Raw genomic sequence first — 13,056 nt, 5'->3', positions numbered from 1 at the left:
TCCTTTAAAACTCTTTGAGAAAAAATAAATTGGTACAAAACCTAGTGTCAAAATATACAAAACCTGCTGGCAAGCTACAGGTACAAAACCTAGTGTCAAAATATACAAAACCTGCTGGCAAGCTACAGCTGGCAAGCTACACCCGCTGGCAAGCTACAACAAGCTACAATACAACTGGCTGGGGAACTTGGATTCGAACCAAGATTGACGGAGTCAGAGTCCGCTGTTCTACCATTAAACTATTCCCCAATAAGCCAATTTTACCATTTCTAGCAGATTCTATAGTGTAGGCAAGTGCAAAAAATCTTTAGATTATCGATAATAAAGAGCGATAGGGATATCATTATAATCCCAGTAGGGGCGTCCTCGATATTTTAGCATATAGCAATAAGCGAGTAAAAATATATAAATAGAGCACACCGCGAACGGAGGTATCATAAACTCTTTTTGAAATATTCCCTAATATAGGTGTGTATCATGTCAGGCAGTTACTACTAAATCATGGAGAATTTATGAGTAATATCCCTACTTATCCTGTTACCCCAAACCTACAGTTGGTATACGTCTCAAACATAGAGTATTCTACGGCTTTTTACAAATTCATCTTCAAGAAAGAACCTGTGTTTACCTCGCCACGCTATGTTGCATTTGCTTCTTCGGGGGATGCTCTCTTTGCTCTCTGGTCTGGGGGCGATAAGCCTGAGGAAAATGTGCCTCGTTTTTCAGAAATCGGCATTATGTTGCCGACAGGAGAGGACGTAGATAAGCTCTATGTGGAATGGCAAGAGCAAACCACTGTTGAGATAAATGTTTTGAAGGAACCGTATACTGATGTATTTGGACGTACCTTCCTAATCAAAGATCCAGACGGACATATTATTCGTGTTTGTCCACTGGATTAAAAAGCTTGAGATCCGATCTTTAATCGTCCGAATTATAATACCTGAATTATAATAATTGTCTGTTTCCAAAACCTATAAGCTATGCACGCTAAGAGGCTTACTTACGACGCGTGGCTTATTCGTTCGGTGCTGTTCCATTATATTCAGCACCACAACCTGCCTGTTCCCACAGGCGGTCTAATTGGTTTGGGGCATCAGTCGGCGTTATTGCATGGCCAGTGATCAGTACTTGTAAAATCATAGAAGCTATCCCTCATCGCACTTATATTGAGCCTTTTACTGGAATGGGAGGAATATTCTTTACAAGGAAATTGATATCTTTATGAAGTTAAAAAGGCATTGTACATAAAAACTAATAAAGTCAATATATTAAGTGCAATTATTTTATATGAATCCACATAAGAATCCATACTTTTATGCATGTTTGAATTGATCATTTTTTATATAGGATTGCCATGAATGTATAGACCATAAAAAGCAAATCATAATGCAAATATTATAACGCATGGGTGCATTCAAATGAAATGAAAAGCGGTTATCATTCATAACAGGTCATAAATTTTATGATACGTTTTTATTATAGCACAAATCACATTGTTTTAAATTTCAGTCGTTTGGAATTATCGATAACATAAATTGCATACGTTTAAGAATGGATGTGTTTTGCTCTTTATTTGAGTGTAACCTTAAAAGGAATAATCGTTTGAAACTATCATAAGCTTATAGATTGAGTTCATAAAGATTGCATAAAAGGGTTTAAAGATAAGATCGTTTTTAAAAACGCTTACTAAAAAGTTAGTAAATGATAGGCAGGCATTATATAGATACTATCATCACAATATAGAATGAAAATCACAATGTTATGTCTTATGAAATTGAAAGCATTTCAATGATATAATGCAAGCAAGCGAGAAAAAAACGTTTTAAAAGTTACATTAAAAATACGAAACCAAATGAGCTCCCCCCAAATTTGGGGGGCACCTATTGAAAAAAAGATGAGGCAGCAAAATTCAAAACCATTGTAACATCTAAGGCATGGGATTTTACTCAATTTTGAGTCAAAAGCTATAATGTTTAAAGATGGCTATTCTAAAGATAACGCCTCCAAAATTGGATTGGTTAATTTTGCCAACTCAAATTTGAGCTGGTTAATTTGCAAAGAAGTTACATTTGAGTGCAAAATGAAAAGATACTTATGAAAGCCTTATTGAGAAAACATTCATTTAAGATGCATTTTCTTTTGATTGGATTGATAAAGTTACCAAGCGTTTATAGATTCTATAATGCTAATGAATGATATCAAAATCATAGCGATCATTTACGTTTCTTTTGATAAGTTTTCATATTTCTAAATAGAGCACTTGCAATATGATACGTTTTGTATATATGAATTTATTACTCCATTGTGGATGATTCATTTGAATCTTATAATCAATATCTGAAAGCCGCGTCATATCATTTGGCTCGGCTTTCTTTTTTGAATTCTCTCTTTAGATAGGTTTATAGCTATTAGATAAGGCTTTCCCATAAACAGAGCCAGATATACGTGTATTACTATGGAAAGGATTTATTTGCGAGAGGATTACCAGACAATGTTTGCTTTGCTTGCGCAAGAGAAAAATTCTTCTCTCTCAATGATGTGTCTCAGATCCGAAAAATCTTTAGCCAATTTAAGATAAAAGAGGTTGGCACATCTTATACATGTGGTTCAAAGAATCCGCACCGGCTCAAGAGCTTATCATCTCAAATTGCAATTTTTAGAGGAAGAGAAAATATGCATTAAAGGGATTTTAAATGACCCTTGAAAGTTTTGCAGATCCTTTGAAAAAATAAATTGATGCAAAACCTGCTTTCAAATTATACAAAACCCGATGACAAGCTACAATCATTAAATACTGGCTGGGGAACTTGGATTCGAACCAAGATTGACGAAGTCAAAGTCCGCTGTTCTACCATTAAACTATTCCCCAACAAGCTAATTTTACTATCCCTAGCAGATTCTATAGTGCATGCAAGCGCAAAAAATCTTTATGATTATCGATAATAAAGAGCGATAGGGATGTCATTAATTGTTTTGATTTGAATATCGACATCATAAATGTCTTTAAGAATTTTTGGTTGCATAATTTCTTTTGGAGTCCCACAATAGGCCGCTTTCCCATTTTTCAATGCAACAATCATATCTGAGTAAGATGAGGCAAAATTAATATCGTGCATAACAATAAGAATGGTTTTTTTCAGTTCATCAGCTGTGCGGCGTAATTGCTTCATCATAGAAACCGCATGTTTCATATCCAGATTGTTTAATGGTTCATCTAAGAGAAGATAATCAGTGTCTTGGCAGATAACCATTGCTATAAAAGCGCGTTGACGCTGACCGCCAGAAAGCTCATCTAAAAAACGGTCTTTTAAATCTTGTAAGCCGAGATAGCGTAGTGCACTGTCGATAAATTGTTTATCTTCATGTGTATACCAGCCTTTTGAATAAGGATAGCGTCCGAAACTCACTAAATCGTACACGGTTAAGCGAAAAGACAAAGGATTTTCTTGACGCAGAATTGAGAGTTTTTGAGCCAAAATATCGAGGGGCATTTTATCAATATCAAAGCCGTCGATATGAATTGTCCCATTATGGTGTGGCAAAAGACGTCTTATCAGCATTAAAAGAGTGGACTTTCCGGAACCATTGGGCCCAATGAGAGAAATAATCCCCCCTTTTGGAAGATGAAGGCATAAATTATCGATAATCAATCGTGCTCCGTAAGCTTTGGAAAGATGATTGATCTCAATCATTTTAGTTTTCCCTTCATCAGTAACATTAAGAAAACAATTCCCCCACAAAACTCAATGATAAAACTTAAACGCCCTGCCATATGAAAAATTTGTTCTAAAATAAATTGTCCCCCCACCAGACAAATAATAGCCAATAATATTGCAATTGGAACAACAATACTGTGTTTTGCTTTAGGAGAAAGTTCATAGGAAAGGTTGGCAACTAACAGTCCAAAAAAGGTGACGGGGCCTACCAATGCGGTGGAAATGGATACGAGAATGGAAACAAAAATAAGGACAGCTGTCGCACTTTTGTGGTAATTAACGCCAAGATTGAGGGCATTTTCACGTCCTAAAGCCAAGATATCAAGAAGATGACGGGAATGCCATCCAATCAGACTCACAATGAGGACAATGATTGTGGCAAAGCTTATTAACGGTGTATTGAATTTATTAAAATTTGCAAACATAATATCGGTTAAATTCATCATTTGGTCTGGATTTAGTTGCAATTGCATAAACATCCGTAAACTGAAAAAAAATCCGCCTAAAACAACACCGATTAAAAGCGTCAAATGAAGCCCTTTTAGGCTTCCTGAAAAGAGCCAGCGAAAAAGGCTTATTGAAAAAAGGATAAGAATGAGGGCTTCAAGAACAAGCTGTCCTTCTTCATTCAAAAAGGGCAAAGAAAGAGAGCCTACAAAATACATTAGGGCAGTCTTTATTAAAATATAAAGCTGATCAAATCCCATAATTGAAGGGGTAAGAAGACGGTTATTAACGATTGTTTGAAATAAAACCGTGGAAACGCTTATTGCATAGGCAATAAGAAGCAGAGAGGAAAGCTTTGTAAGACGAAATTTCCATGTATGAACATTGATATTCCACGTCATGTAAAGACTAATGACAGTGCATGCTATGATGATAAGTGTTGTTAGTACACATATTGTTTTTCTTCTTCTATCCAAGACGCTTTCTCCAGCGTAAAAGCAGTATCATAAAAATAAAACTACCGATTACACCCATTATGGTGCTGATGGGAATTTCAAGAGAGGGATGAATGATTCGTCCTAAAAGATCACAAATTAAGACCAATCCTGCACCGCTGATGGCCACCCAAGGAGCGGTATAGCGCATATTATCTCCCATGAAACTTGAAACAATATTTGGAATAATCAACCCAACAAAAGGAATACGGCCAATGGTACAGACAACAACAGCAGTGATTGAGGCGACGATAAAAAGACCAAAAAACATGACAACACGATAATTCAATCCAAGGTTATTGGTTAAATCTTCTCCCAAACTTGCAACCGTAAAGCGATCAGCAGTACAATAGGCCAGAATACAAAGGGGAAGGGATAGCCATAAGAGCTCATATTTTCCTTCAAGAACCATCGAAAAACTGCCAAATAAGTAAGCTTGAAGAGAAGGAAGTAACATTTCATAATCTGCAATGGCATTGGTTAAAGAGCCAATAATATAGCTTAGCATAATCCCTGTAAGGGGTACAATGAGAGCAGATTTTAGAGGAATGCGTCGCAATAAAAACATAAAAAGTAAAGTGCCTACCATGGCAAAAATTGTCGCAACGACCATTTTTCCTAAAACAGGAATATCGGGCCAAAAAATCATAATAAAAAGAATGCCAAGGGAAGCAGATTCAATGGTTCCAGTGGTTGATGGTTCGACAAAGCGATTGCGTGTTAATAGTTGCATAATCATGCCTGAAAGTGCAAGTGCTGCGCCTACTAAAAGGATTGCAATGGTACGAGGAAGACGTGTTTGCCAAAAAATAAGCCACGCATGGGGATCGGCTGCGAAAAGGTTAGAAGGTGTGACATCAGAATAACCAACAAAAATGCTGAGGATAGACAGGAAAATTAGAAGTGTTATGGTTATCCAGTAATTCTTCACGTTAAATCATTTTCTAACAAAATCTACAAAAAGCAAAGACTGCTTAATAAACAACCTCTGCTTTTAAATTTTATTTATATAGCAAGCAAGCTCTTTCGTGCGCTTATTTGCTCTTTGTAAAGGCTTCATTGATCTGCTGTGCGGTTTCAATGAGCGCCGTTAAACCACCATTTGCACGATACCAGCTCCAAGAGTCCAAATAAATAATTTGATTTTTTTTGCTTGCTGTTGTGCGGTGAACAAGCTCATTGTTGAGCAATTGTGCTGCGGATTGTCCTTCCCGTCCAATGGCTGCATCGCGATCAATCACCAACAACCAATCAGGATTGGTTTCAAGAATGAATTCAGGAGAAATGAGTTGTCCATGTTTTTGCACGGTAAGTTTATCGGTTGCAGGGGCAATTCCAAAAGCGGAGTGAAAAATATCGAAACGTGATTTTGGTCCGAAAGCACTGATTTTTCCACCAGAGGTCATGAGTATGAGCCCGGTGCCTTTTCCTTGGGTATTTTTACGGACTTCAGCAAAAGCTTCATTGATTTTTGCAATTTCTTTTTCTGCTTCTTGTGTTTTACCAAAAATTTTTCCAAGGATAGACACATTTCGTTTTATATCTTCAAGAGAATTTTCGTTTTCTACGGTTAGATCAATTGTTGGGGCTATTTTGGATAAGTCTTTATATTTTGCTTGAGTTCTGGAGGAAATAATAATCAAATCGGGTTGAAGAGTGGCAATTTTTTCATAATCTGGCTCAAAAACGGTTCCAATTCTTTCATATTTTGCATCGTCAAATTGTTGTAGATAGGAAGGTTTTTTTCCTTCAGGAAGGCCGATAACTGCTTGGATACCAAGGCGATTCATATTATCTAGCGAGGCAAGATCAAACACAACAACCTTTTGCGGAGAAGTGGGAACAGAAGTCGTTCCTGAAACATGATCAATCGTTACATTTGTCTGGGTACTCGTATTTGCAATACTCGTATGAGTCCACAAAATCGTTGCAAAACTAATTGCAACCAGTAAAACAGAAGTCATCCATTTCATATATTTTATCATCGTGATTTTATCCTTTTATCTAATATTACAAAGGTTTGCGCACTTAAAAACTTAACTTTGGTATTTTTATGCACAAAATGAAGCGTAAATAAATAACACTATGTTGTAAAGTTGACTGACATATGTTACAAATCGTTCACTTACCTCATTTTCACTTAATTCTAGTGTTTTTGCAACATTATTTAGAAAGTTTGACATATGATCAATGTATTTAAAAAGCGTACACGTTTGTACGCACTGACAACAAGTGCTTTCTTCTTTTTACAAGGTGTAGATGTTTCTATGGGGAGTAGTTGGTGGTCACTACCTTCAATATCATTGCCAAATCTAAGTGCATTGTCGTCTCTGGTACCATCTTTGGGAAGTTCATCAAAATCTCCTACACCTAAAGCAGCTGAATTACCTGCACCTCCTTTGCCACAAGTCGCTAGCCAAGGGGATGGTAATGGTGCTGGTGTCCCTGGTGGTGTTGGCGTTGGCGGTGTCCCTGGTGGTGTTGGCGTTGGCGGTGTCCCTGGTGGTGTTGGCGTTGGCGGTGTCCCTGGTGGCGTTGGCGTTGGCGGTGTCCCTGGTGCTAATACTCCTGCTTCTAGTGCTCGTGCTCCTGGTGCAAGTTCATGTTCTGATGGGAGTTTTAAGACCCTTAACTCTGTGCTCTGTTCTGATGGGAGTTCTCATACACTAAAGAGAAGTACTATTGGTGTGTTGAAATTTGGCGATAATGCTATGCATGCAACAGGACAGGTTACTCAGAAAGACGTGTATAAAGCAGGTGAGAAAGAAGTCTTGTATTTAGTTCGGGGGACAACTGTTGAGTTAGAGAAAGTGTCTATTAGGGGGAAGGCTTCTCCAGAAGGTAATGTTATTTTGAGTTCTAATGAAAATGATGATCCTAATAATTTGAATGGTTATCTTAATACAAAAATGGGGGCGGGGGTATTAGCAACGCTTAATTCAAAAGTTAAGCTAGAAAATTCAAGTATTAAGGAATTTATAGTCGGGGTTGATGCACAAAACGAAGGAAAGATTCATATGAAAGGTGGGCGGATCTATTATACTCAGATAGGAGCTGCTACTGATCTTGCGTCGTTTGTTTTTCTAGATAGAGTGAATTTTTATGCTGTTGGGGTTGGGTTGCACAGTTCTGGTAGATCTGGAATTATGATGCAATCTGGGTCGATTAATCTTGATAAAGGGGGGGTGGGAGTTGTAGCAGGGTATAAAGGGGTTGTAAAATTAGATGAGGTTAATATTAATATTAAAAAGGGGATAAGCGGGCGAAGTAGTGTTGATTCTACAGAAACTCCAAATCTTATTTTCTTTTCAGATGGGGGGGCTATTTCTTTTAATAAAGGAAGAGTTGAGAGTTCTGATGCAGTTGTTTTGTGGGTTACTCGTGGTATTGACGAGTTTTTAGTCGGTCCAATGGATGATCGTGCTTTCGGAGTTGGTGTTTTGGCGAATCGTTTTGTTATTGATACTAATCATAATGATAATGGTGATTCTATTTATACAAAAGATGATATGCTTGAAATGAATGCACTCTATGATGTTTATCACGTTATGGATGATGCTTCTGAAGATGTTCTCTCTACTCTAAACTGGACTGTAGGTAATAGCAATGCTTTGCAATATATGCAAAGTATTACGGGTGATAGGGAGAATAAAAATTATTTTAAGATTAAAGCTGATATTAAAGAATCAACTATTCAAATAACCGGAAAAGATTCTTATGGCATATATTTTAATACGGTATCTTCAGAAGATGAAAAAAAATCAGGTGAAGAAGTACCCGTAAGAAGTTACGATGATAATGAGAGCATGCAAATGGTTCTTTTAAAAAAAGCTACTCTTAGAATTCCAGAAGGTGTAGCTATTTATGGTGGTGATTTAAATGGTGCTGTCATTTTAGGAGAGGGTAGTGTTCTTTCGGGTGATCTATTTTTAAAAGCTGAAGCTCATTCTAATCTATTGGTGCATGCTCATAAATCTTCAATTATAGGTGAAGCTCGTGTTGATGAGAATGCAAATGCTGCACTTTATTTGTCTCATTCAGGATTGTATTTAACAAAAAGTATTCATCATAAACAATTGGAGAGAAATACAAATCGTATAGATTCAAAGCTTTCGTTTGTAGATCTTTCAGATAGTAGTATTGTATTTTTGCCTCCAAGAAGTGAAGATGAAGGTTATCAAACACTGCAAATTGGAAATAGACGAGATGAAAACACTCTAGGTAACGGTTTCCGTGCTCAGGGAGATGCCAGGCTTTATGTTAATGTGAATTTTGTTTCTAATAATTCAGATAATGTTAAGCTTGTGTCTGATAAGCTTTTGATTCATGGTGATGTTTCTGGAACAACGAAGGTGTATGTAAATGATACTTCTGTCATCACCACTTTAAATGACAAATTAGAAAATGGAGCGAAAGTTCAGCGTCAAGGTGTACAAAATCAAGATCAACGGGAGAAAAATAGAAAAAAACCTGCCTCTCTTCAAATTATTCAAGTTTATGGAGAAGCAGAAGAAGATTCTTTTAAACTTGCTAATGAATATGTTACATTGCAGGGATCACCTTATCAATATGTTCTTAGGGCTTCTGGTCCAATGCAATATAGTGCTACTGGTCCAATAAGATATTCCAGTAAACCAAGAAAACCTGAAAATAGACCTGAGATAGTGTGGACTTTCAGCTTAGAAAGTAAATTAGAAAATGGTGAGAGGCGGCAAAGTATAGCTCATGGACCTCGTAATCGTATTAGTCCTAAGACACCTTTTGTGCGACCTGTTGTTTTTGATGTTTCGTCATCTGAAGATGAAGGCACTGTGTCTGGGGTAAATAGTTCTTCAGGATTAGATTCTTCATTAGTACCTGATCAAGTTACTGCTTCTGTTTTGCCAGGGAATCCTGAAACACTTGGGAGATCTGATGTAGAAGAGGCTGATGTATCTGTTGGAAATTCTGTTACAACTTCTGAATCAGCAGGACATACTCCATCTGCTTCACTAAGAGTTTTGACAACTGAGGAGACTGTTGATGGAAGTGAAGATACTTCTCCTAATGGAATAGATAGTCAGAATGAAGTAGAAAATGCTACAGTGACCCACAGTGATATTGATACAGTTGATGTGAATAGTGATATTACAGAGGTTGGATTAATTCCGTCTCAGGCTGTTATATCTTCTGCTCCTCAGTCTTCTTTGTTAGGAAGTTCAGAGACTATAGAACCTACTACTTCTGGAAAAACTGGAAAGCCTAAGGCTTCTTCTTCCTTAGTTAATTCTAGTGCGTCTAAGCAAGAGAAGCCTGCATCTAAGGAGATGGGAGATAAACCTGTAGGGCGTGTTCTACTGTCTGTTGGAGGAGCCAATACACTTAGATCTGAATCGCAAAACCCTGGGGTTGTATATACTGTTACATCAACCAATGGTATAAAGCAGGAAGGTGGTTCTTCTCAATGTAGTGGAGATATGGGGAAAAATGGTGCGGAGAGATTGCAAGTTGCTTATTCTTGTGCCGATGGAAAATTACACACGATAACAGGACAAACACTGAAGGCGCGTGGGGATACTCAGCATTCTATGCATGCAAAGAGTAATACAGTTGTTAAGTTAGAAACTGCCACCATTGTTGGAGCAGAATCTGATAAAGGAAGTAATTTTGGTGTTACTCCATCAAAGTTTGTGAGTGCTGTGCTTGCAGAAGAAAAAGCAGAGATTGTTTTGGATAAAAACTCAACAATTCAATCTTCTGTAATTGGGCTTGAAGCTAAAAGTGGCGGAAAAATTAAGATGATTGGTGGAACAGTAGATGCGCTTTATGTGGGTGCTTTGGCAGGTTCTGGATCATCTGTTAATTTGAAGGATATGAAGATTAACGTAACGGGGAATTTTGCTTCAGCTGGTCTGGTGAGTCAGGCTGGTGAGATAACCATGGACACTGGAAAGATTGCTATTGAAAGAGGAGTGGCAGTAAGGTCGGAATCTGGAGGCAGCGTTAAGTTAGACAAAGTTAGCATTACTGCGAAAAAAGCGCAGAATAAGTTAGATTCAGCAGAGAATTTAGAGCGTGCAGCTTTTCTGGTGAGTGATAATGCTTCTGTTGATTTTAAGAACGGAAATGTTGTTACTGATGCCCATGCTGTGTGGGTTATGAAGAGTGGGGATGCTGTTGAGACGGGTTCTTCTAGGAGAAGGAGATCTTCTGACGTTCGTCCTACTATGAATCACGTAAATATCGAGTTTTCTACTGTTAAAGTGGAAGGTGACGGAGTCTACGGCATATATTTTGATGGGGGAACACAGAAGGAAGCGAGTCAACAAAATCGAAGTAAGGATTTAGCAACTGAGCAAACAAGTGTTGTTAAGCGGAGCGCTGTATCCAAACAGGAGAATGCAACTATAGGCGTAACGGGGGCAATTTCATTGAAAAAAACTGATTTTGAAGTTGCAAATGGTATAGCTATCTATGGTAATAATTCTGGTGGTCGTGTTTCATTAGAAAATAAAACAACCCTTGCTGGTGACTTGTTATTAAAAGCCGAGAATGATTCGAACATATTGGTTTCAGTTGATAATTCTATTGTTACAGGCAGTGTTCTCGTTGATAAAAATTCTTATGCAAAATTAGACTTGGCTAATAATTCACAGTGGATTCTAAAAAGAAGTGCACAGAGGAATTTGGGGACTCTAGATTCAGGATGTGTGGATTCATGCATTTCTTCTGTAAGTCTTGTAAATAGTGCTATTGATTTTGCACCTTCAGAATCTGAAGGAAAATATCAGACTCTCCATATTGGAAATGGGAAAGGAACTATTTATGCGGCACAGGGTAATACTGTAATTCATCTCAATGCACGTTTAAATCCTCGTGATCCGAGTGATCAGCAAGTCACTGATCGGCTTGTCATTCATGGTGATGTTTCTGGAAAAACAAAAATACATGTACGAGGTGATGCGGGCAATGTAGGAGATGGTAAAGCGAATGCCAAGATTGCTCATACTGTTTCAATTATTCAGGTCTATGGTCAAGCGAAGAAAGACTCTTTCCAACTCGATGGCAATTATGTTGCACTGATAAACTCACCTTACAAATACACCCTTCGTGCTTATGCTCCAGAAGCGACTTCGAAACAGGAGCATGTTCAGCAGAAATTTGTTAAGGAAGGTGGAGAATTTTGGAATTTCCGTTTAGAGAATCAGTATGTTAAGTCTGTTGGATCTGCTGCCCTTCCTGAACAATTTGTAAGGTCTGTTGTTCCACAGGTTCCAACTTATCTCAGCTTGCCTAATAGTGTATTCCACGCTGGTTTGATGGATATTAGCAATCAAAATAAGCAATTGGAGACGTTGCGGATGACTTCTACAGGAATGGTAGAGGTTCGTGAAAATCCTGCTTTATACTTGCGCGGCTATGGTGGAAGTTACCGTTATGCTTCAGATCTGTCCGCACTTGAATATGGTTATGACGGCGATCTTAGTTATAATGGTGTAGAGGCGGGTGTTCTGCTGCAAACTATTGAAAATACCGACAATGCTATATCCTTTGGCGTTATGGGAACTTATGGAAAACTTTCTTTGCAGCCTGTGAATGTTGAGTACAGTCAGAAGAGTGCATTTGATAAATGGACTGCTACGGTATATGGTAGCATGCAGCATAATGTTGGCTTCTATGTCGACGGTCTTTTATCCTATGGTCTGTTCAAAGGTGATGTTCTCACCCTTGCACGGGGTAAAACAGCAACATTAAAAGGTAATCCTTTGAGTGTTTCTTTAGCTGGTGGTCAGACAATTGCGACAGGATATAAGGGCTTTGTCTTTGATCCGCAGGTTCAGGTTGTGTATCAACATCTCCAGTTTAATAAAGCTCGTGATATTGACAATTTTGATATTGAAATGGGTAACCTTAATCAGTGGGTAGCACGTGTTGGTGGACGCTTAACCAAGATTCCTACAGGTTCTGAAGGCGTGAATGCTATTGCTTTCTATGGTAAGCTTTATCTTGCTCATGGTTTTGAAGGAAAACAGTCTGTGCATTTCAATGATGCTTTCAAGTTAGGAGCTTTTGGTTCTTCTCTAGAGGCTGGATTAGGTTTTAATGCCAAATTGTTGCCACAGTTCTCTCTGCATGCTGATATTCTCTATCAACATAAGCTTAATAAGGCTGGTTTTTCGGGAACAAGTTTTTCCGGAGGAGTACGTTATCAGTTTTAATATAAGGTACACTATGTACCTTTTTAGAAAAGGCAGCACATTGTGCTGCCTTTTTTCTTTATAACAACTTGTGTTATTCTTAAAAAATCTCGTCTTCTTTATTAAGCAAAAAAGACATAGTTTGTTTTATGCATGAGAGCACTTTTCTCCACTAAAGCGAATTTTCTTAAAATTTATGCTGCTACTGATGCGATAGAG

At 37.9% G+C, this 13,056-nt stretch carries 6 protein-coding genes, 2 tRNA genes and 2 pseudogenes; 4 read left to right on the top strand and 6 right to left on the bottom strand.

Annotated elements, in window-relative coordinates; genetic code table 11:
• Window positions 1-175 precede the first annotated feature (175 nt).
• Window positions 176-249 (bottom strand) — tRNA-Gln (locus tag ACFIL7_RS05200).
• A 263-nt stretch (window positions 250-512) separates the two neighbouring features.
• Here ACFIL7_RS05200 and ACFIL7_RS05195 point away from each other — a divergent pair.
• The 3 genes and pseudogenes from ACFIL7_RS05195 to ACFIL7_RS05185 all read left to right on the top strand — a co-directional run.
• On the top strand, window positions 513-902 hold the full coding sequence (locus tag ACFIL7_RS05195; RefSeq protein ID WP_375634795.1) for a VOC family protein: 390 nt from the start codon (window positions 513-515) through the stop codon (window positions 900-902).
• A gap of 233 nt (window positions 903-1,135) precedes the next feature.
• Window positions 1,136-1,225, top strand: a pseudogene (locus tag ACFIL7_RS05190) (DNA adenine methylase); the annotation flags it as partial.
• A 1,232-nt stretch (window positions 1,226-2,457) separates the two neighbouring features.
• A pseudogene (locus ACFIL7_RS05185) lies at window positions 2,458-2,663 on the top strand (DNA adenine methylase); the annotation flags it as partial.
• A 135-nt stretch (window positions 2,664-2,798) separates the two neighbouring features.
• On the opposite strand, the gene ACFIL7_RS05180 reads toward ACFIL7_RS05185, so the two are convergent.
• The 5 genes from ACFIL7_RS05180 to ACFIL7_RS05160 all read right to left on the bottom strand — a co-directional run bounded on the left by ACFIL7_RS05180 (window position 2,799) and on the right by ACFIL7_RS05160 (window position 6,645).
• Window positions 2,799-2,872, bottom strand: a tRNA-Gln gene (locus ACFIL7_RS05180).
• Window positions 2,873-2,936: 64 nt separating this feature from the next.
• Window positions 2,937-3,695 carry an ABC transporter ATP-binding protein gene (locus ACFIL7_RS05175; protein WP_375634197.1) on the bottom strand — a complete coding sequence of 253 codons (759 nt, stop codon included), beginning with the start codon at window positions 3,693-3,695 and terminating at the stop codon, window positions 2,937-2,939.
• Window positions 3,692-4,567, bottom strand: a complete 876-nt coding sequence (locus ACFIL7_RS05170; RefSeq protein ID WP_375634798.1) for an iron chelate uptake ABC transporter family permease subunit — start codon at window positions 4,565-4,567, stop codon at window positions 3,692-3,694. The genes ACFIL7_RS05175 and ACFIL7_RS05170 overlap by 4 nt, the downstream gene beginning before the upstream one ends.
• A 67-nt stretch (window positions 4,568-4,634) precedes the next feature.
• On the bottom strand, window positions 4,635-5,591 hold the full coding sequence (locus ACFIL7_RS05165; protein WP_375613670.1) for an ABC transporter permease: 957 nt from the start codon (window positions 5,589-5,591) through the stop codon (window positions 4,635-4,637).
• A gap of 103 nt (window positions 5,592-5,694) precedes the next feature.
• The gene (locus tag ACFIL7_RS05160; protein ID WP_375634799.1) at window positions 5,695-6,645 is read right to left on the bottom strand and encodes a siderophore ABC transporter substrate-binding protein; all 951 of its coding nucleotides are present in this window, start codon (window positions 6,643-6,645) and stop codon (window positions 5,695-5,697) included.
• 198 nt (window positions 6,646-6,843) lie between these two features.
• Here ACFIL7_RS05160 and ACFIL7_RS05155 point away from each other — a divergent pair, with 198 nt between their 5' ends.
• Entirely contained in the window at window positions 6,844-12,858 is a 6,015-nt protein-coding gene (locus ACFIL7_RS05155; protein ID WP_375683422.1) for an autotransporter outer membrane beta-barrel domain-containing protein, read from the top strand.
• Window positions 12,859-13,056 lie beyond the last annotated feature (198 nt).

Source organism: Bartonella sp. AP3QHHD (assembly GCF_042195765.1).
In the GTDB taxonomy this organism is placed as follows: Bacteria; Pseudomonadota; Alphaproteobacteria; order Rhizobiales; family Rhizobiaceae; genus Bartonella.
Note: the sequence above shows the minus strand (reverse complement) of the source record. Positions and strands in the feature narration are given on the sequence as shown.